Source organism: Rhodovulum sp. ES.010, from assembly GCF_900142935.1.
In the GTDB taxonomy this organism is placed as follows: Bacteria; Pseudomonadota; Alphaproteobacteria; order Rhodobacterales; family Rhodobacteraceae; genus Rhodovulum.
This window is the reverse complement of record NZ_FSRS01000001.1, coordinates 1150235-1171666: the sequence shown is the minus strand read 5'-3', so window position 1 is coordinate 1171666 and position 21432 is coordinate 1150235. Positions and strand designations below refer to the sequence as shown.

General features: G+C 67.7%; 22 protein-coding genes. 16 read left to right on the top strand and 6 right to left on the bottom strand.

What is annotated here, in order from left to right; translation table 11 throughout:
* Positions 1 to 44: 44 nt before the first annotated feature.
* Together argE and BUR28_RS05880 are read right to left on the bottom strand one after the other, a co-directional pair.
* Positions 45 to 1214: an acetylornithine deacetylase gene (gene argE, locus BUR28_RS05885; RefSeq protein ID WP_074219274.1), complete on the bottom strand. Its 1170-nt coding sequence runs from the start codon at positions 1212 to 1214 to the stop codon at positions 45 to 47.
* Positions 1214 to 2437, bottom strand: a complete 1224-nt coding sequence (locus tag BUR28_RS05880) for a M24 family metallopeptidase (protein ID WP_254813693.1) — start codon at positions 2435 to 2437, stop codon at positions 1214 to 1216. The genes argE and BUR28_RS05880 overlap by 1 nt, the downstream gene beginning before the upstream one ends.
* 170 nt (positions 2438 to 2607) lie before the next feature.
* On the opposite strand from BUR28_RS05880, the gene eutB reads away from it, so the two are divergent.
* From eutB to BUR28_RS05850, 6 genes are all read left to right on the top strand, one after another.
* A complete protein-coding gene (eutB, locus tag BUR28_RS05875) occupies positions 2608 to 3618 on the top strand; it encodes a hydroxyectoine utilization dehydratase EutB (protein WP_217693538.1) in 1011 nt (336 codons plus the stop codon).
* Complete coding sequence (locus tag BUR28_RS05870; protein WP_074219273.1) at positions 3608 to 4600, top strand: cyclodeaminase; 993 nt, start codon at positions 3608 to 3610, stop codon at positions 4598 to 4600. The genes eutB and BUR28_RS05870 overlap by 11 nt, the downstream gene beginning before the upstream one ends.
* Before the next feature lie 7 nt (positions 4601 to 4607).
* Positions 4608 to 5093 carry an Lrp/AsnC family transcriptional regulator gene (locus BUR28_RS05865; RefSeq protein WP_074221528.1) on the top strand — a complete coding sequence of 162 codons (486 nt, stop codon included), beginning with the start codon at positions 4608 to 4610 and terminating at the stop codon, positions 5091 to 5093.
* A gap of 221 nt (positions 5094 to 5314) precedes the next feature.
* A complete protein-coding gene (locus BUR28_RS05860) occupies positions 5315 to 6799 on the top strand; it encodes an NAD-dependent succinate-semialdehyde dehydrogenase (RefSeq protein WP_074219272.1) in 1485 nt (494 codons plus the stop codon).
* A gap of 94 nt (positions 6800 to 6893) precedes the next feature.
* The gene (locus BUR28_RS05855; RefSeq protein ID WP_074219271.1) at positions 6894 to 8264 is read left to right on the top strand and encodes an aspartate aminotransferase family protein; all 1371 of its coding nucleotides are present in this window, start codon (positions 6894 to 6896) and stop codon (positions 8262 to 8264) included.
* 188 nt (positions 8265 to 8452) lie between these two features.
* On the top strand, positions 8453 to 9223 hold the full coding sequence (locus BUR28_RS05850) for a hypothetical protein (RefSeq protein ID WP_139307499.1): 771 nt from the start codon (positions 8453 to 8455) through the stop codon (positions 9221 to 9223).
* 12 nt (positions 9224 to 9235) lie between these two features.
* Here the strand turns inward: BUR28_RS05850 and BUR28_RS20345 are convergent, their stop codons facing one another.
* From BUR28_RS20345 to moaA, 3 genes are all read right to left on the bottom strand, one after another.
* The gene (locus BUR28_RS20345) at positions 9236 to 9787 is read right to left on the bottom strand and encodes an IS630 family transposase (RefSeq protein ID WP_254813792.1); all 552 of its coding nucleotides are present in this window, start codon (positions 9785 to 9787) and stop codon (positions 9236 to 9238) included.
* Positions 9788 to 9827: 40 nt separating this feature from the next.
* On the bottom strand, positions 9828 to 10193 hold the full coding sequence (locus tag BUR28_RS20340; RefSeq protein WP_074218878.1) for a helix-turn-helix domain-containing protein: 366 nt from the start codon (positions 10191 to 10193) through the stop codon (positions 9828 to 9830).
* Between the two features lie 134 nt (positions 10194 to 10327).
* On the bottom strand, positions 10328 to 11338 hold the full coding sequence (gene moaA / locus BUR28_RS05835) for a GTP 3',8-cyclase MoaA (RefSeq protein WP_074219269.1): 1011 nt from the start codon (positions 11336 to 11338) through the stop codon (positions 10328 to 10330).
* A gap of 97 nt (positions 11339 to 11435) precedes the next feature.
* Between moaA and BUR28_RS05830 the strand changes: the two genes are divergently transcribed.
* Entirely contained in the window at positions 11436 to 11903 is a 468-nt protein-coding gene (locus BUR28_RS05830) for a hypothetical protein (protein WP_074219268.1), read from the top strand.
* Positions 11904 to 11922: 19 nt separating this feature from the next.
* Here the strand turns inward: BUR28_RS05830 and BUR28_RS05825 are convergent, their stop codons facing one another.
* Positions 11923 to 12381 carry a CreA family protein gene (locus tag BUR28_RS05825; RefSeq protein WP_074219267.1) on the bottom strand — a complete coding sequence of 153 codons (459 nt, stop codon included), beginning with the start codon at positions 12379 to 12381 and terminating at the stop codon, positions 11923 to 11925.
* Positions 12382 to 12512: 131 nt separating this feature from the next.
* Between BUR28_RS05825 and BUR28_RS05820 the strand changes: the two genes are divergently transcribed.
* The 9 genes from BUR28_RS05820 (at position 12513) to BUR28_RS05780 (ending at position 21431) form a co-directional block, all read left to right on the top strand.
* Positions 12513 to 13676, top strand: coding sequence for an isovaleryl-CoA dehydrogenase (locus tag BUR28_RS05820; protein WP_074219266.1), 1164 nt, complete (start codon positions 12513 to 12515; stop codon positions 13674 to 13676).
* 36 nt (positions 13677 to 13712) lie between these two features.
* Entirely contained in the window at positions 13713 to 14228 is a 516-nt protein-coding gene (locus BUR28_RS05815) for a lysozyme inhibitor LprI family protein (RefSeq protein ID WP_074219265.1), read from the top strand.
* Positions 14229 to 14341: 113 nt separating this feature from the next.
* Positions 14342 to 15946 carry a carboxyl transferase domain-containing protein gene (locus BUR28_RS05810; RefSeq protein ID WP_074219264.1) on the top strand — a complete coding sequence of 535 codons (1605 nt, stop codon included), beginning with the start codon at positions 14342 to 14344 and terminating at the stop codon, positions 15944 to 15946.
* A 79-nt stretch (positions 15947 to 16025) separates the two neighbouring features.
* Positions 16026 to 17969, top strand: coding sequence for an acetyl-CoA carboxylase biotin carboxylase subunit (locus BUR28_RS05805; RefSeq protein WP_074219263.1), 1944 nt, complete (start codon positions 16026 to 16028; stop codon positions 17967 to 17969).
* The gene (locus tag BUR28_RS05800) at positions 17966 to 18625 is read left to right on the top strand and encodes a glutathione S-transferase family protein (protein ID WP_074219262.1); all 660 of its coding nucleotides are present in this window, start codon (positions 17966 to 17968) and stop codon (positions 18623 to 18625) included. The genes BUR28_RS05805 and BUR28_RS05800 overlap by 4 nt, the downstream gene beginning before the upstream one ends.
* Complete coding sequence (locus BUR28_RS05795) at positions 18618 to 19493, top strand: hydroxymethylglutaryl-CoA lyase (protein WP_074219261.1); 876 nt, start codon at positions 18618 to 18620, stop codon at positions 19491 to 19493. Before BUR28_RS05800 ends, BUR28_RS05795 begins: the two co-directional genes overlap by 8 nt.
* Positions 19486 to 20280 carry a crotonase/enoyl-CoA hydratase family protein gene (locus BUR28_RS05790; RefSeq protein ID WP_074219260.1) on the top strand — a complete coding sequence of 265 codons (795 nt, stop codon included), beginning with the start codon at positions 19486 to 19488 and terminating at the stop codon, positions 20278 to 20280. Before BUR28_RS05795 ends, BUR28_RS05790 begins: the two co-directional genes overlap by 8 nt.
* A 309-nt stretch (positions 20281 to 20589) precedes the next feature.
* Positions 20590 to 20907: an NADH-quinone oxidoreductase subunit A gene (locus BUR28_RS05785; protein WP_371441610.1), complete on the top strand. Its 318-nt coding sequence runs from the start codon at positions 20590 to 20592 to the stop codon at positions 20905 to 20907.
* A complete protein-coding gene (locus BUR28_RS05780; RefSeq protein ID WP_074219258.1) occupies positions 20898 to 21431 on the top strand; it encodes a NuoB/complex I 20 kDa subunit family protein in 534 nt (177 codons plus the stop codon). Before BUR28_RS05785 ends, BUR28_RS05780 begins: the two co-directional genes overlap by 10 nt.
* Position 21432 lies beyond the last annotated feature (1 nt).

Here is a 21432-nt window from a genome sequence, read left to right as displayed (position 1 = left end):
CGGCGCGCGGCCTTGCGCGGGCGCGTTCGCCGCTCCGGTGTCTCTCAGCGGGCGCGGGTGAGGACCGTCCCGAGCCCGTCGAGCATGTCGAGGCATTGCCCAAGCTGATCGAGGGTGACGTATTCGTCGGGCTTGTGCGCCTGCGCGATGGAGCCCGGCCCGCAGACCGCCGCGGCGCAGCCGAGCGACTGGAACAGGCCCGCCTCGGTCGAGAAGGCCACCGTTTCGGCGCGCGCCTCGCCGGTCAGTTCCGCCAGGAGCCGGCGCGCGGCGCTGTCGTCCATCGGCTCCAGCCCCGCGACCTCGCCGATCACGTGGGTCACGATGTCGGCGCGCGGGTCGACCGCGCGCATCGCGGGCAGCAGCGTGTCGGCGACGTGGCGGGCCATCTCGTCGTTGACGAAGTCCTGGTCGGATTGCTGGACGGGGCGCATTTCCCATTCCACCTCGGCCTTGCCGGGAATCACGTTATGCGCATGACCGCCTGAAATCCGGCCGAGGTTGATCGTCGTCCAGGGCGGTTCGAACGGGTTGTTATGCGGTGCGCGCGCCTTCAGCGCCTCGGCCAGGTCCAGCAGGCGCGAGACATAGCGCACCGCGGCTTCGGCCGCGTTGACGCCGGCGTCAGGGTTCGAGCCGTGGCCCTCCAGCCCGTGGAACGCGACGGTGTATTCGCAGCAGCCCTTGTGCGCTTCGACGATGCGCATCTCCGTGGGCTCGCCGATGATCGCGATCTCGGGGCGCAGCCCGCGCGCGGCGAGTTCCCTCACCAGCGCCTGCCCGCCGAGGCAGCCCACCTCCTCGTCATGGGTGAAGGCGAAGTGCAGCGGGCGCTTGAGGTCGAGCGCGGCATAGGCGGGCGCCATTGCAAGCGTCGCGGCGATGAACCCCTTCATGTCGCAGGTGCCCCGGCCGTAGAGACGGCCGTCGGCCTCGCGCAGGGTGAACGGGTCGTTCGTCCATGTCTGGTCGGTCACCGGCACCACGTCGGTATGCCCCGAGAGCACGAGTCCCCCGCCGGCCTCGCGCGGGCCGAGCGTCGCGAACAGGTTGGCCTTGTGGCCGCTTTCGTCGTGGAACAGCTCCACGTGCGCGCCAAGCTCGCCCAGCATCGCAGCGATATGGACGATCATCTCGAGATTCGAGTCCGACGACACGGTGGGAAAGGCCACCAGATCGGCGAGAATCTCGCGGGTTTCCTGCAATCGCGGCATCACGGCTTCACGTAGAGCTTGCGGGGCCGGTTGCACAAGGTTTCGGCCGGGCCGTTCTCGCCGATCAGGATCGATTCGGTGATCTCCAGCCCCCAGTTTTCCATCCACAGACCCGGCATGAAATGGAAGGTCATGCCGGGCTCCAGCACGGTTTGATCCTCGGGCCGCAACGAGATCGTGCGCTCGCCCCAGTCGGGCGGGTAGGACAGACCGACCGGGTAGCCGCAGCGCGCGCCCCGGTCGATGCCGGCGCGTTCCAGGGGCGCGGCCAGCGCATTGGCGATGTCGCAGGCCCGGTTGCCCGCCTTGGCCGCCCAGAGCCCGGCCTCGATGCCCTCCAGAAGCGCGGCCTCGGCGGCGCGCATGTAATCTGGCGGCTCGCCCAGGAACACCGTCCGGCAGAACGGCGCGTGATACCGCCGGTAACAGCCCGAGATCTCGAAGAAGGTCGCCTCGCCTTCGGCAAAGCTGCGCCCGTCCCAGGTCAGGTGCGAGGCGGCGGCGTCCTTGCCCGAGGGCAGGAGCGGCACGATCGCCGGGTAGTCGCCCCAGTCGCCGTCGAGCCCGGTCAGCGCGTCGCGGTAGATGTCGGCCACGAGTTCGTTCTTGGGCAGGCCCGGCTCGATCCGCTCCACCACGCCGTCGATGATCTTTTCCGAGATCTTCGCGGCACGGCGCATGAAGTCGAGTTCCTCCCCCGATTTCACCGCGCGCTGCCAGTTCACCAGAGCGGTGGCGTCGACCAGGTCGGCCTCGGGCAGCGACTCCTTCAACGTCACGTAGGCCTTCGCCGAGAAATAGTAGTTGTCCATCTCGACTCCGATCCGCTTGGCCCCGTAGCCGAGATCGCGGATGATCGAGGCCAGTTGCTGCATCGGGTGGCGGTCGACCGACTGCACGAAATTGTCGGCGTAATGGGTGATGTGGACGCCGGCCATCCACACGGTGCGGACCGCGCCGTTGGCATCCTGTTGGCGACCCCACCACATCGGGTCCGCGTCGTGGAACACCAGAACCCCCTGGTGGACGTAGAACGACCAGCCGTCATAGCCGGTCAGCCACGCCATGTTCGACGGGTCCTCGACGAACAGCAGGTCGATCCCCTTCGCCTCCATCGCGCGGCGGACCAGGCCCAGCCGACGCTCGTACTCGGCCAGCGAGAACGGGGCGCGGCCTTCGGCGGCATAGCCGAACTGGACGATTTCCTGGTTCATGTCGAACATGGCTCCTGCTTCCGCGCGAGGGCGCGCGCTTGACTTCGGGCGGACCCGCATGGTGCTTTGGGGGGCGCTGACGGGACATCCGCCGCGGTGCGCCATGGAACCCTATGGCGAGCGGCGGCGTCAAGGGGCTGTCCGGGGGCGACACGGAATTGCACAAGAGCGACAAGGAGATGGCGATGGCTCTGTGCCTGGCCGACATCCTGGCCGCCGCGCGGCGCATCGCGGGCGTGGCCGATGGCACGCCCTTGGTGCCGTCGCCCTTCCTGTCGGAGCTGGCCGGGGCCGAGATGCTCTTGAAGCTGGAGATCGCCCAGCCCATCGGGGCGTTCAAGCTGCGCGGCGCGCTGAATGCCGTGGCGGGGCTGGGCGATGTGGCGGGCGTGACCTGCTGTTCCACCGGCAATCACGGCCGGGGCGTGGCCTTCGCGGCGCGGGCGCGCGGGCTCAGGGCGGTCATCTGCATGTCGGAGCTCGTGCCGCGCGCCAAGGTGGACGGCATCCGCGGGCTGGGCGCGGAGGTGCGGATCGTCGGGCGCAGCCAGGACGCGGCGCAGGCCGAGGCCGCGCGGCTCGCCGCCGCGGAGGGGCTGGCCGAGCTCTCCCCCTTCGACGACCCGCTGGTGATCGCGGGGCAGGGCACCATCGGGCTGGAGATGCTGGCCGTGCGTCCCGACATCGAAACGCTGCTGGTGCCGCTTTCGGGCGGCGGGCTCGCGGGTGGCGTGGCGCTGGCGGCCAAGGCGATCAACCCGGACATCCGCGTGATCGGCATCAGCATGGACCGGGGCGCGGCGATGCACGCCTCGCTTGCCGCCGGCCGCCCGGTCGAGGTGGAGGAAGTGGAGAGCCTGGCCGACTCGCTCGGCGGCGGGATCGGGCTGGAGAACCGGCTGTCCTTCGCGCTCTGCCGCGACCTGCTGGACGAGGTCGTTCTGGTGAGCGAAGAGGAAATCTACCGCGCGCTCCAGACGCTCTATTATGAGGACCGCCTTATCGCCGAGGGCGCCTGCGTGGTCGGCATCGCAGCGCTGCAGGCGGGCAAGGTTCGTGTCGGGCCGGGGCCGGTCGCCACCATCCTGACCGGGCGTAATCTGGACATGGCGCTGTTCACCCGGATGGTCACCGGGCAGGACGTGGCGCTGGGCGACTATACCGTGAAGGGGAGGCCCTATGGCGCATGAGGTGCTGATCGTCACCGAGGCCGAGCTGCGGAACGCCGTGCCGCTCGACCTTTCCGCCGTCGACGTGGTGGAATGCGCTTTTGCCGCGCTGGCCGAGGGCAGTGTCGTCATGCCGCCGGTGATGTCGATGGACCTCGCCGAGGCGCATGGCGAGGTGGACGTGAAGGCCGCCTATATCCCGGGTTTCGACGGCTTCGCGATCAAGGTCAGCCCCGGCTTTTTCGACAACCCGCGGCTGGGGCTGCCCAGCCTCAACGGGCTGATGATCCTGTTTTCCGCGAAGACCGGGCTGGTCGAGGCGCTGTTCCTCGACAACGGCTACCTGACCGATATCCGCACCGCGGCGGCCGGTGCGGTCGCGGCAAGGCACCTCGCGCCCTCCGAGGTTGCCACCGCGGGCGTGATCGGCACCGGCGTGCAGGCGCGGTTGCAGATGCGGGCCGCGCACCTCGTGCGGCCTTTCGAGCGGGTGCTGGTCTGGGGCCGCGATCGGGACAAGGCGGAGACCTGCGCGGTCGAACTCGGCCGCGCGCTTGGGGTGGAGGCGCTGGCGATGGACGACCCCGCGGACCTCGTGGCCGAAAGCCAGCTTGTCGTGACCACGACGCCGGCGAAGGCGCCGGTGTTCAAGGCCGCCTGGCTGCATCCCGGCCTGCATGTCACCGCGATGGGGTCGGACCAGTCGGGCAAGAACGAGATCGAGGCCCGCGTGCTGGCCGAGGCCGATCTCTACGTCGCCGACAGCGCCGCGCAATGCGCGCGGTTGGGTGAGTTGCGCGCGGCCGAGCGGGCGGGGCTTTGGACAAGGGGCCTGCCGCCCGAACTGGGGCAGGTGGTGACCGGGCTGACGCCGGGCCGCACGGATGAGGGCCAGGTCACGATCTGCGACTTGACCGGCACCGGCGCGCAAGACACCGCCATCGCCACCCATGCGCTGCGCGCCGTTCAGGCCGCCGGTGCCGGCACCCGGATCGAGACCTGAGCGCATGATCCGGCTCGACGATCGCGACCTGGAAATCCTGCGCATCCTGTCTCTGGATGGCCGCATCACCAAGGCGGAGCTTGCGCGCCGGATCAACCTGACACCCACCCCGGCCTGGGAACGGCTGAAGCGGCTGGAACAGGCCGGGCTGATCGCCGGCTACCGCGCCGACATCGCGCTCAAGGCGCTTGGGCCGCACGTGACCGTGTTCGTCGCGGTCGAACTGGTCGGCCACATGGTCGAGGATTTCACCCGCTTCGAAGGCGCGCTGGACGGCTACCCGGAAGTGACGGCCTGCTGGGCGCTGGGCGGCGGGTTCGACTACCTGATGCAGGTCGTCACCCGCGACATAGACAGCTACCAACGCCTGGTCGACCGGATGCTGGAAGACCGTATCGGCCTGTCACGGTACTACACCTACATCGTGACCAAGGCGGTGAAGGGCCCGGGGCTGCCGCCGCTGGAGATCTTGGCCGGCTTGCAGAGGGATTGACTGCCAGGGCGCGGTTTTCCAGACGATCCTTCTGCCCCAGCCGCTCGCTTTGGTTCCTCTCTCTGGCTTGCAGGGCGTATCGTCTGAGCAACGCAATCCCGGAGCCGGGTCGGCCCGTGCGGGGCGTCGGCCCTGCGGCATAATCTGCGCCGAGTCTGCGGCGCGCCGCGCATCTGCCGTCGCTGCGCCGGGCAACGTGCCGGAAGTAGGAGGAAACGCCCATGAGCCTGCCCCAGAGCCAGCCGAATTCGCCGCTTGCCGGCCTGTCGGACCCGCGCCTCGTGCGCAGCTTTTCCTATGTCGACGGCAAGTGGACGGGCGGCAGCGAGGGCGAAACCCTTGCCGTCACCGACCCCGCCAGCGGCGCGTGGCTGGGCGAGGTTGCGGCCCTGACCGCCGCCGATAGCGCCGCGGCGGTCGACGCCGCGCAGTCGGCCTTCCCGGTCTGGTCGGGGCTTTTGCCGCAGGAACGCTCGGCCCTTCTGCGCAAGTGGTTCCGGCTGATGGAAGAGAACCGCGAGGACCTCGCCCGCCTGATGGTGCTGGAAGAGGGCAAGCCTCTGTCCGAGGCGCTGGGCGAGATCGACTACGCCGCGTCTTTCCTGGAATTCTATGCCGAGGAAGCCAAGCGGCCGAATATCGAGGGCGTCACCAGCCACTTGCCCGACGCCGAGATGGAATTGTGGCGCGAACCGGTCGGCGTCGTGGCCTGCATCACGCCGTGGAACTTCCCCTCGGCGATGCTGACGCGCAAGGCCGGCGCGGCGCTGGCCGCCGGCTGCACCGTGGTCGCCCACCCCTCGCACGAGACGCCGTTCTCGGCGCTGGCGCTGGCCGAACTGGCCGAACGCGCGGGGCTGCCCGCGGGGGTGGTCAACGTGGTCACGGGCCGGGCTTCGACCGTGGTGCCGCCCTGGACCGAGGAACCGCGCGTGCGCGCGCTGTCCTTCACCGGCTCGACCGAGGTCGGGCGGCTGCTTTACCGGGAATCGGCGCAGACGGTGAAGCGGCTGGTCCTTGAACTTGGCGGCCACGCGCCGTTCATCGTGTTTGCCGATGCCGATCTCGACGAGGCGGTGGCCGAGGGCATCAAGGCCAAGTTCGCCACCTCCGGGCAGGACTGCCTCGGCGCCAACCGGTTCTACGTGGAAAAGCCGATCTACGAGGCGTTCTGCGCGCGGTTCGCCGACGCGACGGCGGAGCTGACGGTGGGCTGCGGCATGGACGACCCCGATATCGGCCCGCTGATCAACGCGGGCGCCGTCGCCAAGCAGGAAGAGCATGTGGCAGACGCGCTGGACCTCGAGGCGCGGCTGCTGACCGGCGGCACACGGCATGACGCGGGGGCGCTGTTCTACCGCCCCACCGTGCTGGCCGACGTGCCCGATGGCGCGAAGATCATGCAGGAAGAAACCTTCGGCCCCGTGGCCGCGATCACCCCGTTCGAGACCGAGGAAGAGGTGATCCGCCGCGCCAACGCCACCGAGTATGGCCTCGTGGCCTATCTGCATACCCGCGCGCCCCGGCGCATCTACCGCGTGGCGCGCGCGCTGCAGTTCGGCATGGTGGCCGTGAACCGCACCAAGGTGACCGGCGCGCCGATCCCGTTCGGCGGCTACAAGCAGTCCGGCCTGGGACGCGAGGGCGCACGGCTGGGGATGGAGGCCTTCACCGAAGTGAAGTATGTCTGCCGCGACTGGGCGTGACGGGGGCCGGCGCCGTGCGGCGCCAGGACCTCCGGCGGGGATATTTTGAGCCAGAAGAAGGGTGGGGCGGCCCACCCGTGAAAGGACGGATGCGATGCTGAAAAACGACATGCTGGAAGAATGGGACCGCGAGGCCCTGTTCCACCCCTCGACCCACCTGGCGCAGTTCGAGCGCGGCGAGGCGCCCCAGCGCATCGTGACGGGCGGCGAGGGCGCCTTCATCGAGGACCGCGACGGCAACCGGCTGCTGGATGCCTTCGCCGGGCTCTACTGCGTGAACGTGGGCTACGGGCGCACCGAGATCGCCGAGGCGATCGCCGAGCAGGCGCATGCGCTGGCCTATTACCACTCCTATGTCGGGCAGGGCCACGAGGCGGGGATCCGGCTGGCCAAGATGGTGATCGACCGCGCGCCCGAGCACATGTCGAAGGTGTATTTCGGGCTGGGCGGGTCCGACGCGAACGAGACCAATGTGAAGCTCGTCTGGTACTACAACAACGTCCTCGGCCGGCCCGAGAAGAAGAAGATCATCTCGCGCTGGCGCGGCTATCACGGCTCGGGGCTGGTGACGGGCTCGCTGACCGGGCTTCACCTCTTCCACAAGCATTTCGACCTGCCGCTCGACCGGATCCTGCATACCGAGCCCGCCTATTTCTTCCGCCGCCCGGACCTCGACATGACCGAGGCGGACTTCGTGGCCCATTGCGCGGCCGAGCTGGAGGCGCTGATCGAGCAGGAAGGCCCCGAGACCATCGCCGCCTTCATCGGCGAGCCGGTGATGGGGACGGGCGGCATCGTGCCGCCGCCCGCGGGCTACTGGGAGGCGATCACGCCGATCCTGGAGCGTCACGACATCCTGCTGATCGCCGACGAGGTGGTGACGGGCTTCGGCCGGCTCGGCTCGATGTGGGGCTCGGAGCATTACGGGCTGAAACCCGACCTGATGACCGTGGCCAAGGGCCTGACCTCGGCCTATGCGCCGCTCTCGGGCTCGATCGTGTCGGAGAAGATGTGGAAGGTGCTGGCCGAGGGGACGGACGAGTTCGGCCCGTTCGGCCATGGCTGGACCTATTCGGCGCACCCGATCGGGGCGGCGGCGGGCATCGCCAACCTCAAGCTGGTGGACGAACTGGGGCTTGTCGAGAACGCGGCGAAGGTGGGCAACCATTTCGTCTCGGCGATGCAGGCCGCGCTGATCGAGCACCCGAATGTGGGTGAGGTGCGTGGCGAGGGGATGCTTTGCGCCGTCGAGTTCGTCGAGGACAAGGGCTCGAGGAGCTTCTACGACCCCGCGGGCAAGGTCGCGGGCGCCGTGGTGGCCGAGATGGCGAAACAGGGCGTCATCGCGCGGGCCATGCCGCAGGGCGACATCATCGGCTACGCCCCGCCGCTTTGCCTGACGACGGAGGAGGCCGACCAGGTGGTCGCCGCGACGGCGAAGGCGGTCAGGGTCGTTCTGGGCTAACCGACCGACCATGGCGTCTGGGTGGTTTTCCGCGGAGCCCCGTCTTGCGGGCCGCCACGATGGCACCCGCGAAAGCGGCGCCCGGACGGCGGCAGCGCGCAGTGCGCGCTGCCGGGGCGTCGACTTTTTTGCAGGAATAGTGTAATCTAATTCCATTGAGATTGGATTTCTTACTTATCGAGGTTGTCATGAATGAATTCGCCATGGGCCGCGCGGCGGTCGTGAATCGCGCTGCCTTTCTTTCAATTTTCCAGTGGGTTGCGGCAGTTTTTGTTTTGGTCCTGGTTTCCTCTCTGCAACTGTCCGCCCAGCCCGCGGACGATGCCTTTGCGCCGGGCAGCATACTTCCGGCCGATCCACTCGTGCTTGACGTGGCCGAAGACGGGCGCGTCGGCTTCCTGCAGGGCGTGATCGTCGTGCAGTCGCAACGGCGCGGCGCCTACATGCTGAAGGACGTGATGACCGGCGAGACGGTGCTGGAGGTGCCCGTCTTTTTCAAAGACGCCGGAGTGATTTCGGTCGCACCGAACGTTCTTCCCGACATCTCGGCAGACCTCGCGGCCGTGGTCTTCAAGGCGGGATGCGGGCGCTGGTGGAAGGGGCGCAAGAACTACTGGCGGGTCTGCACCGGGCGCGAGAATTGCGCGGGCGGCAGCGGTGCACAGGACCAGGGGCGGCGTTGGTGTTCGCAACTCGTCAGCCGCGACGCGTGCGAGTCGCAGGGCAACTGCCCGACCAACAGCGTGGCCCAGGCCACGGTGCTCATGAGGGACGAACTCCCGCTGGCGTTTCTGCCGTCGCCCGACGAGGATCGCTACTGCTGCAAACTGGTCTGCACCGATCCGTTGAACCCGGGATCCTGCAGCATGGATTGCAAGGAGGTGCCCGTGGGTCCCTGCGAGGTGTTCACGGTCAACTGCCCCGGAACCCTGGGAGAAGGGGGCTGCGCATGGGACTAGAGCGCGTCGCATTTAATCGGCCTCATAGCCGGCCGCCTTGAAGTAGTTGTAGCATTCTTGGTCTGAGACGAGGTCGCAGACATGGCCGACGGCCGCCCAAAGTTGATCGTAGGTTCGCGCGGCTGCCTTCCTTATGAGCGACTTCAGCTTTGAGAACGCCATTTCGATGGGGTTCAGGTCCGGGCTGTAAGGCGGCAAGAACAGGAACCAGGTGCCAATCGCACGCAGGGACGCCGCTGCGGCCGGGGCCTTATGGCTCGACAGGTTGTCGAGAATGACAACGTCGCCTTTGCGCAGCGTCGGCCCCAGCTGGGTTTCGATGTAGAGGGCGAACATCTCGGCGTTCATCGCCCCGTCGATGATCCATGGTGCGTCGAGCCGGTCGTGGCGCAGGGCCGCGACGAAGGTCTGGGTGCGCCAATGTCCGAACGGCGCGTGATCGACGAGGCGCTGCCCGAACGGGGCCCAGCCGGTCGTCTTGGCCATGTTGGTTTTGACCGAGGTCTCGTCCACAAAGGCCAGCCGGTCCAGATGGTTGGCCATGAAGGGCTGGCGTTTCGCGATCCAGATGCGCCGCAGATCGGCGACATCCTTGCGCTTCTGCTCAAGCGCCTGCAGGTCTTTTTTCGTGCGTCAGACCAAGCCCGCGCAGCACCCGCCAGATCGTGCCGCGATGGACCTCGATGCCATGGGTTTCGGCCAGCTCAACGGCCAATTCATCGAGCGTGATCTCGCCCTTGGCGGCGACGCGGGCTTCGATCCAGCCGGTCACGCCCGCAAGCTTGCCGTGCCCGCCGCCATTGCCTTGGGGCCGGGGCTTGAGTGATCCGGTCTCGCGACGCAGTTTGATCAGCTCGTTCACGAACTTCGGCGATACCCGGAAGTGCCGTGCCGCTTCGCGATGCCCATGACCTTCGTCCACAAACGCGACGACACGCTCGCGTAGCTCTATCGGATGTGGTTTGCCCATCTATGACCCCCATATCTGCCTCAAAGAGACGGAATCACATCACGGCCAATCTGGGAATCCTGAATCCGAAAGCCGGCGACACGCTCTAGCGAAAGCCGTGCGTCAGGCCTGACAACCGGGCGAAGGTCGGAGGGTTACCCCCCCGTATGGCTCATGTGTCGTGAGACCTGCCCGTCTGCCCTCTGCCGGGAATAGTCGAAATCGTGGCCCTTGGGCTTTCGCCCAATCGCGGCGCGGATGGCGGCGATTAGTCGCGCGTCGTCGTCCGGCGAGGCGCGGAGGGGCGCACGGAGGTCGGCCAGGTCCTCCTGTCCGAGGCACATGTAAAGCTCGCCGGTGCAGGTCAGGCGCACGCGGTTGCAGCTTTCGCAGAAGTTATGCGACAGCGGCGTGATGAAGCCGATCTTCTGGCCGGTCTCCTCAAGCCGCACATAGCGCGCCGGGCCGCCTGAGCGCTCGGCGAGGTCGAAGGTCGTGAAGCGCTCCTCCAGCCGCGTGCGGACGTCCTTGACCGACCAGTACTGCCCCACGCGATCCTCGTTGCCGAGATCGCCCATCGGCATCACCTCGATGAAGGTCAGGTCCATGTCGCGCGACGCGCACCAGTCGACGAGGTCGAACAACTCTTCTTCGTTGAAGCCCTTCAGCGCCACGGTGTTGATCTTGACCCTCAGCCCGGCGGCCTGCGCTGCGTCGATGCCGCGCATCACCTGCTCGAGCCGCCCCCATCGGGTGACGCGGGCGAATTTTTCGGCGTCCAGCGTGTCGAGGCTGATGTTCACCCGGCGCACGCCCGCGGCATACAAATCCGCGGCGAAGCGTTCCAGTTGCGAGCCGTTGGTTGTCAGCGTCAGTTCGTCCAGCGCGCCCGAGTCGAGATGCCGGCCCATCGCGCGGAAGAAGGTCATGATGCCCCGCCGCACCAAGGGCTCTCCCCCGGTGATACGTAGCTTGCGCACGCCGAGTTCGACGAAGGCCGAGCACATCCGGTCCAGTTCCTCCAGCGTCAGAAGTTCCTTCTTCGGCAGGAAGGTCATGTTCTCTGCCATGCAATAGACGCAGCGGAAATCGCAGCGGTCGGTGACCGAGACGCGCAAGTAAGTGATCGCGCGTGCAAACGGATCTATAAGCGGTGGTCCTCCCATGGAGCAAAGGTAGGGGCGGGGGGTACCCTCGGCAAGCGCCTTTCGGGACGGGCCCGAACCGACTAGGCTTGGCGCGCAATCATGGGGAGAGAGGCGCATGCGACGCGGAATCCTGAGTTTGATCGTTCTGGCGCTGTCGGGCTGCGGGACGCTCACAGGACTGGACCGCGAACCGGCCGCGCCGGCCTCCCGGCCCGGGGAACCGATGAGCGCGATGGCTCCGCCGGCTGAGGCGCGTACGGTGGAGGAGTTCGACACGACCTCGCCGCAGCAGCGCGCGGCGGCAACGGTCGCGCCGCGCGGCCCGGAGGACCTCCTCGGCCGCAGCGTGGCGAGCTTGGGCGACCCGGCCGATCCGGGCTTCTGGGCGGTGACCCCGCTGGTGCCGAGCACGCGGCAGGGCCGGCTCGTGGACCCTGCGACCGGCTTCAGCGTGCTGGTTGAACTGCGGCCCCGCGACGCTGACGCGGGGGCGGGCACGCTCGTGTCGTTGCCTGCGTTGCGCGCCCTGGGCGTGGTGCTGACCGACCTGCGCGAAATCGCGATCTACGCGGCGCCGCGCTGAGCGGCGCGGGCCGAACGCGTCAGGCCGTGCCGGAGCCGTAAAGCGGTACCGTCGAGATCGCCATCTTGGCCGAGCCCTGGGTCAGTTCGCGGGCATGGGCGAGGTAGACCAGCGTCCGGTTGGCCTCGTCATAGATGCGCTTGATGCGGATCGACTTGAACACGATCGACTGGCGCTCGCGGAACACCTCCTCGCCCTCGGGGCTGCGGTCGATCTCGCCGATCTCGATTTCGCCGGTCTGGCGGCAGGCGATCGATGCGTTCGAGGGATCCTCGAACCAGTTGCCCTGGCTCAGCCGGTCGAGAAAAGACCGGTCGAAATAGGTGAGGTGGCAGGTCACGCCCTTCACCTTGGGGTCGTGGACCGCCTCGATGATGATGTCGTTGCCGGTCCAGTCCACGCCGATGCGGCCCACCTCCTCGGCTGGGGCGGCCAGCGGCAGGCAGCAGAACAGGGTGGCGGTCAGGGCGGGTCTCATGGCGGCTCCTCTGGGTCTGGCTCGAGCCTAGGGACGGCCCCCGCGCGGTTCCACCGCGATTGACGCCGCAGCCCCGTAGATGCTAATTAATGAACGAGCGTTCAATAAGTGCCGGGAGGAGGCGCGCCCCGATGTTCACCGCCACGATGGAATTCGACCTCGACGACGAGACTGCGGCGCTGCGCGAGATGGTGCATCGCTGGGCGCAGGAGCGGGTGAAGCCGATGGCCGCTCAGATCGACAAGACCAACGATTTTCCCGCCGAGCTTTGGCGCGAGATGGGCGAGTTGGGCCTTCTGGGCATTACCGTGCCGGAGGAATACGGGGGCGCGGGGATGTCCTACCTCGCGCATACCATCGCGGTCGAGGAGATCGCGCGGGCCTCGGCCAGCGTGTCGCTGAGCTACGGCGCCCATTCCAACCTATGCGTCAACCAGATCAAGCTGAACGGCACCGACGCGCAGAAGCGGAAATACCTGCCGAAACTGCTGAGCGGCACCCATGTCGGCGCGCTGGCGATGTCAGAGGCCGGGGCGGGCTCGGACGTGGTGTCGATGAAGCTGCGCGCCGAGAAGAAGAACGGTTACTACACGCTCAACGGCACGAAATACTGGATCACCAACGGCCCCGATGCCGATACGCTTGTGGTCTATGCCAAGACCGACCCCGAGGCGGGCGCAAAAGGCATCACCGCCTTCCTCATCGAGAAGACCATGAAGGGGTTCTCGACGTCGCCCCATTTCGACAAGCTCGGGATGCGTGGGTCCAATACCGGAGAGTTGATCTTCGACGACGTGGAGGTCCCCTTCGAGAACGTCCTTGGAGAGGAGGGCAAGGGCGTTCGGGTGCTGATGTCCGGCCTTGATTACGAACGCGTGGTCCTGGCGGGCATCGGCACCGGTATCATGGCGGCCTGTCTGGACGAGATCATGCCCTACATGCGCGACCGCAAGCAGTTCGGCGAGAGCATCGGGAGTTTCCAGCTGATGCAGGGAAAGATCGCCGACATGTACACCGCGATGAACAGCGCGCGGGCCTATGTCTATGCCGTCGCACGCTCTTGTGATCGCGGCGCTGTGACGCGGCAGGACGCCGCGGCGTGCGTGCTTTATGCATCGGAAGAGGCAATGAAACAGGCGCACCAGGCCGTGCAAGCCATGGGCGGGGCTGGATTTTTGGCCGACGCGCCGGTGGCGCGCCTGTTCCGCGATGCCAAACTGATGGAGATCGGGGCCGGCACCTCCGAGATACGACGCATGTTGGTTGGGCGTGAACTCATGAAGGCGATGGGTTAAATGTGACTTATAAAGTCAACTTTATGAGGTGATCCCATGCGACTCCCCCTGATCCTCGCCGCCTGCCTGGCAACGGCTCCCGCGCTTGCGCAGGAGGTCAAGTTCTTTCCCGATGCCACGCTCGACTGCATGGAGAAACAGCGCCTGCCGGGCGCCGACGACACCTGCATCGGTGAATCCGCGCGGGCCTGCTTCCAGCGGATGAAGAACCCGATGAATTCCGACATCGCCGCCTGCATGGGCAAGGAATCGGAATACTGGAAGGGCCGGATGGATGCGGCCTATGACCGGATGCTGGAATTGGCCGCCGAGGCCGACGACGACTTCGCGAAGACCGCGAAATCGAAAGACATCCCCTTCACCCTGACCGAGGACCTCGCCATCCAGCAGCAGAAATGGGCCGAGTGGCGCGAGATCCGCTGCGCGGTCGAGGCGATGATGCGCCGCGGCACCCCCTACACGATGACGGCGGCGGCGAACTGTACGATGAAACGCATGGGTGAACAGGCGCTCTTCCTCGAAAGCGCGGTCACCTACATGGAGACCAAGTAGGCTGGTCGCGGTGCGGCCCCGGGGGAGGGGGCCGCGCCGCGCGGGCGCACAGGGAGGAGCGGGACAATGGGAACGGCTTGCGCGATGACGTCCGCCTGCGCGGGGGATCGGCGATGAAACTGACCTCCGCCGCCGTTCCGGGCTCCGAGGCGTTCCGCGCGAACCGCGCCGCGCATCTCGATGCACTGCGCGTGGTCCACGAGGCCGCCGCGCTGGCCGCCGCCGGCGGCGGCGAGAAGGCCCGCGACCGCCACCTCTCCCGCGGCAAGATGCTGCCCCGCGAACGGGTGGCGAACCTGCTCGACCCCGGCTCTCCCTTCCTCGAAATCGGCGCAACCGCGGCGTACGGGATCTACCACGGCGCCGCGCCGTGTGCAGGGGTGATCGCAGGCGTGGGCCAAGTGCACGGCCAAGAGGTTATGGTGGTCTGCAACGATGCCACGGTAAAGGGCGGCACCTACTACCCGATGACGGTCAAAAAACACCTTCGCGCGCAGGAAATCGCGGACGAGTGCCATCTGCCCTGCATCTACCTGGTAGACTCCGGTGGCGCCAACCTGCCCAACCAGGACGAGGTCTTCCCCGACCGCGACCACTTCGGCCGGATCTTCTACAACCAGGCAAGGATGAGCGCGAAGGGCATCTCCCAGATCGCCGTGGTCATGGGGTCGTGCACCGCGGGCGGTGCCTACGTCCCGGCGATGTCCGACGTCACTATCATCGTGCGCGAGCAGGGCACGATCTTCCTCGCGGGTCCCCCGCTGGTGAAGGCTGCCACCGGCGAGGTCGTCACCGCGGAGGATCTCGGTGGCGGCGACGTCCATACCCGCCTGTCGGGCGTGGCCGACTATCTCGCCGAGGACGACGCCCACGCGCTGGCGCTCGCCCGCCGCTCGGTCTCCCATCTCAACCGCGACAAGCCCGCGACCCTGCGCTGGGAAACCCCCGAGGACCCGGCCTATGACCCCGAGGAGGTCCTGGGCGTGGTGCCCGCCGACCTGCGCACCCCCTACGACATCCGCGAGGTGATCGCGCGGCTGGTCGACGGCTCCCGCTTCGACGAGTTCAAGCCGCGCTTCGGCGAAACCCTCGTCACCGGCTTCGCCCACGTGTTGGGTTGCCCGGTGGGGATCGTCGCCAATAACGGCGTGCTGTTCTCCGAGGCCGCCCAGAAGGGCGCGCATTTCGTGGAACTCTGCTCGCAACGCTGCACGCCGCTGGTGTTCCTGCAGAACATCACCGGCTTCATGGTCGGCCGCAAATACGAAAACGAAGGCATCGCGCGCCACGGTGCCAAGATGGTCACCGCCGTGGCCACCACCTCGGTGCCCAAGATCACGATGATCGTCGGCGGCAGCTTCGGGGCCGGCAATTACGGCATGGCCGGACGCGCCTACCAGCCGCGCTTCATGTGGTCCTGGCCCAACAGCCGGATCAGCGTGATGGGCGGCGAACAGGCCGCGGGCGTGCTCGCCACCGTGAAACGGGACGCCATCGAACGGTCTGGCGACATGTGGTCCTCCGAGGAGGAGGCCGAGTTCAAGCGCCCCACCATCGAGATGTTCGAGGCGCAAAGCCACCCGCTCTACGCCTCCGCCCGGCTTTGGGACGACGGCATCGTCGACCCCCGCAAGTCCCGCGAAACCCTCGCGCTGTCGCTCTCCGCTGCGCTCAACGCACCGATCCCCGAAACCCGCTTCGGCGTGTTCAGGATGTGAACGCTATGCCCTTCTTCTTGGTCCAAATACTCCGGGGGTGCGGGGGCTGGCCCCCGCGTTTCCCCGGCCAGAGGTGAAGATGTTCCGCAAGATCCTCATAGCCAACCGCGGCGAGATCGCCTGCCGGATCATCGACACCGCGCAACGGATGGGCATCGCCACAGTCGCGGTCCATTCCGACGCGGACGAACAGGTGCGCCACGTCGCGCTGGCCGACGAGGCGGTGCCGATCGGCGGGGCCCCTCCCGCCGAAAGCTATCTCAGGGGTGACCGCATCATCGCGGCGGCGAAGGCCACGGGCGCACAGGCGATCCACCCGGGCTACGGCTTCCTGTCGGAAAACCCCGATTTCGTGGATGCCGTGGACCAGGCAGGCCTCACCTTCATCGGGCCCTCAGCGGCCGCGATCCGCGCCATGGGCCTCAAGGACGCCGCCAAGGCGCTGATGGAACAGGCCGGCGTGCCCGTCGTGCCGGGTTATCACGGCGAAAACCAGGATGACGATCACCTCTCGGGCGCGGCCGAGGCCATCGGCTATCCCGTGCTAATTAAGGCCGTCGCGGGCGGCGGCGGCAAGGGGATGCGCAAGGTCGCCAGCGCGGCCGATTTCCCCGCCGCCCTCGCCGCCGCCCGGTCCGAGGCGAAGAACGCCTTCGGCAACGACGCCGTCCTGATCGAGAAATACATCCAGCAGCCACGCCATATCGAGCTGCAGGTCTTCGGCGACGGCACTGACGCCGTCCACCTCTTTGAACGCGACTGTTCGCTCCAACGCCGCCACCAGAAGGTCATCGAAGAGGCCCCCGCGCCGGGCATGACCGCCGCGATGCGCGCGGCCATGGGGGATGCAGCGGTGCGCGCGGCCAGGGCCATCGGCTACAGGGGTGCGGGCACGGTTGAATTCATCGTCGACGGGTCCGAGGGCCTTCACCCCGACCGTTTCTGGTTCATGGAGATGAACACGCGCCTCCAGGTCGAACACCCCGTGACCGAGGCCGTCACCGGGCTCGACCTGGTCGAATGGCAGTTGCGCGTGGCGGCGGGCGAAGGGCTGCCGCTGACCCAGGACCAGATCCCGCTCACCGGCCACGCCTTCGAGGCGCGGCTTTACGCCGAGGACGTGCCCGCGGGATTCCTGCCCGCGACCGGCACGCTCGCCCACCTGTCCTTCCCGACCGGCATCCGCGCCGATACGGGCGTGCGCACCAGCGACACGATCAGCCCCTTCTACGACCCGATGATCGCCAAGATCATCGCCGATGGACCCACCCGCGCGGTGGCGCTGAACCGGCTGGCCCGCGCGCTGGAGGATACCCGGGTCGCGGGCACCACCACCAACCTCGCCTTCCTCGGCGCGCTGGCCCGCCACCCCGGCTTCGCGCGTGGCGAGGTCGATACCGGGCTGATCGAGCGTGACATCGACGCCCTGACCGCCGCAACCGGCCCCTCGCGCGCGGTCCAGGCCGCGGCGCTCCTGGAGGCCGCCGCGCTGCCCGAGGGACCGCTTGCGGGCTTCACACTCTGGGCGCCCTTGCGCCGCACGTTGACGCTGGCTCATGCGGGCGAGGAAATCTTCGGCGCGGTGCTGGTCCACGGCCCGGGCCGCGCCACGGTCGAAATCGGCGGCGAAACCCTCGAGGCCCATCGCGACGCGGGCGGCTGGCGCATCGCGGGCACCTCGCCCGGCCAGGTCACCTGCGCGGGTGGCGCGATCCATGTCTTTGCGGGGGCGGCGGGCACCTTTTCCTTCACGCCGCTCGACCCGCTGGACCGCGCCGCCGCGGTAGCCGCCCATTCCGGCCTGATCGAGGCGCCGATGCCGGGCCTCGTGAAATCCGTCATGGTCGGCGCGGGCGAGGCCGTGACAGCGGGCCAGCCCCTCGCCATTCTGGAGGCGATGAAGATGGAACACACGCTGACCGCGCCCCGCGATGGCACGGTGGCCGAGGTGATGGCGACAGCCGGCGCCCAGGTCGAGGCAGGTGCGGCGCTGATCCGGTTGGACGAGGAGGACATCCCATGATCCGGCTGCACCACTGCCCGCAGGCGCGCTCTTTCCGCACGCTCTGGCTGCTGCACGAGATGGGGCTGGAGTTCGACATCCGGCGCTATGGCTTTTTCGACCGCTCGCTGCGCCATCCCGATTACCTGGCGCTGTCGCCCGCGGGCCGGGTGCCCGCGCTGGAAATCGACGGGCGCGTTCTGTTCGAGTCGGGCGCGATCACCGAATACCTGGTCGAAACCCGCCCTGACTGCGGCCTTGGCCGGTTTCCGAGCGAGGACGAACGCGCCGACTGGCTGGAATGGCTGCATTTCGCCGAAACCATTGGCCAGCATCTTGCTGCGCTGACCCAGCAGCATATCGCCCTGCGCGAGGACTGGATGCGCAGCCCGACCGTGATGCGGCTGGAAGCAAAGCGGCTGGAAAAGGCGCTGGAAGTTGTCGACCGCGCGCTCGAAGGGCGCGACTGGCTGCTGCCCTCGGGCTTCTCGGCGGTGGATACCAACGCGGGCTACGGCGTGATGATCGCGCGCCGCTTCGTGCCGGCGGACCTGCTGCCCGGGGTGGAGGCCTATTACGAAAGGCTCGCCGCGCGCCCCGCGTTCCAGAAAGCGATGGAAGAGGACGGCACGCCCGAGATCTACACCCGCGATTTCTACGGGCCGCCCGATGCCTGAGCGGGTCGAGATCTTCGAGGTCGGCCCCCGCGACGGGTTGCAGAACGAGAAACGCCCGATCCCTACCGCCGACAAGATCGCGCTGATCGACACGCTGTCGCGGGCGGGGTTCAGCCGGATCGAGGTGGTAAGCTTCGTCTCCCCGAAATGGGTGCCGCAGATGGCCGACGCTGCCGAGGTGCTGGCGGGCATCACACGCGCATCGGGTGTGCGCTATGCCGCGCTGACCCCCAACATGAAGGGCTATGACCGCGCCCGCGCCGCGGGGGCCGACGAGGTGGCGATTTTCGGTGCGGCGTCGGAAGGTTTCAGCCGCGCCAACATCAACGCCACCATCGCCGAGAGCCTCGACCGCTTCGCCCCCGTGGCCGAGGCCGCGCGGACGGACGGAATCCCCGTGCGCGGCTACATCTCCTGCGTGACCGATTGCCCCTATGACGGGCCGACGCCGCCCGAAAAGGTGGCCGAGGTGGCCGAGGCGCTGCTGGCGCTGGGCTGCTACGAGATCAGCCTCGGCGACACGATCGGGCAGGGCACGCCGGAGACGGTCTCGGCGATGTTGCGCACGGTGCTGGACGTCGTACCGGCGGGGCGGCTGGCGGGGCATTACCACGATACCGCCGGCCGGGCGCTCGACAACATCGAGGCTTCTCTGGAGTTCGGCCTGCGGGTGTTCGACGCCGCGGTCGGCGGGCTCGGCGGTTGTCCCTATGCCAGGAACGCGACCGGGAACGTTGCGACCGAGGCCGTGGCCGCTTGGCTGGCGGCGCTGGGCTACGACACCGGGCTGGATCGCGGCGTGATCGCGCAGGCCGCCGATACGGCGCGGGGGATGCGGACGGAAGACAGGAGCGACAGCGATGCGTGAAGAACTGGGAGTGCGGATCGACGAGCGCGGCGTGGCGCGGGTCACGCTGAACCGTGTGGACAAGCACAATGCGCTGTCCGAGGACCTGATCGCGGGGCTTCACAAGGTCGCGGACCGCCTGGGCGCCGACCCGGAGGTGCGCGCCGTCGTGCTGACCGGCAACGGCGCCAGTTTCTGCGCGGGGGGCGATCTGGCCTGGATGAAGGCCCAGATGGACGCCGATGCCGAGGCCCGTGCCACGGGCGCGGGGCGGCTTGCCATGATGCTGCAGGCGCTCAACACGCTGCCGAAGCCGCTGATCGGGCGTATCCAAGGCCAGGCCTTCGGCGGCGGGGTGGGGCTGATCTCGGTCTGCGACGTGGCGGTCGGCGTAAACACCGCGCGTTTCGCCCTGACCGAGACCCGGCTGGGGCTGCTCCCGGCAACCATCGGCCCTTACTTGGTAGCCCGCATCGGCGAGCCGGCGGCGCGGCGGGTGTTCCTGTCGGGCCGGCGTTTCGATGCCGGCGAGGCGGTGGCGATGGGCCTTCTGGGCCGCGCGGTGCCCGAGTCCGAACTCGATGCCGCCACCGAGGCCGAGGTCGCGCCCTATATGGCCTGCGCGCCGGGCGCGGTGGCCCTTGCCAAGGCGCAGCTCCGCAGCCTCGGGCCGCGGATCGACGAGGGGGTGATCGAGGACAGCATCCGCCGGCTCGTCGCGGCCTGGGAAAGCGATGAAGCGGAGGAGGGAATCGCGGCCTTCTTCGCGCGCCGCACCCCGCGATGGGCTCCCGCTTCGGGGGGCTGAAGACGCGAACCTGCGCCCGACTTGCCGATCAACATCGCGAGAGGACCGCCTTGTTTTTCAAACATTTGCATCACTGCGACAGTCCGGCGCCTTTTCAATGCGCACGACCGTATACATTTCAGTCTGGCCGCGATAACAGAAGGGCGACACGCCGGTCCGGTGTCGTGTTGACCCGGCACCGGCCGCCCGGCTAACGTCGGTAGAAGAAAACACGCGCGCGAGATACAAGAATGCGCGGGAAACGACGGAAGGGAGAACCCGGTGGATGAGCTTCTGAGCAACTACCTCCCTGTCGCCATCTTCTTCGGCATGGCGATCGGCCTCGGCCTACTCCTGATGCTGTCGGCCGTGGTGATCGCGGTGCGCAACCCGGACCCGGAAAAATTGTCGGCCTATGAATGCGGGTTCAACGCCTTCGACGACGCGCGCATGACCTTCGATATCCGGTTCTACCTCGTGGCGATTCTGTTCATTATCTTCGACCTCGAGATCGCCTTCCTGTTTCCCTGGGCGGTGTCCTTCGGCACGATCGGGATGGTGGGATTCTGGTCGATGATGGTGTTCCTCGCTGTCCTGACCGTCGGCTTCGCCTATGAATGGAAGAAGGGGGCGCTGGAATGGGAGTGACGACCAACCCTACCACCGCCGGCGCCGATTCCGAGCACGCGACCCAGGCGCTGAACGCCGAGTTGCAGGACCGCGGCTTCCTGGTGACTTCGACGTCCGACATCATCAACTGGGCGCGCACGGGGTCGCTGCACTGGATGACCTTCGGACTGGCCTGCTGCGCGGTCGAGATGATGCACACCTCGATGCCGCGCTATGACCTGGAACGCTTCGGCACCGCGCCGCGCGCAAGCCCGCGCCAGTCCGATCTGATGATCGTGGCCGGCACCCTGACCAACAAGATGGCGCCGGCGCTGCGCAAGGTCTACGACCAGATGCCCGAGCCGCGCTACGTGATCTCGATGGGCTCCTGCGCCAATGGCGGGGGCTACTACCACTACAGCTATTCCGTGGTGCGCGGCTGCGACCGGATCGTGCCCGTGGACATCTACGTGCCCGGCTGCCCGCCGACCGCCGAGGCGCTGCTCTACGGCATCCTGCAGCTTCAGCGGAAGATCCGGCGCACCGGGACGATCGTGAGGTAAG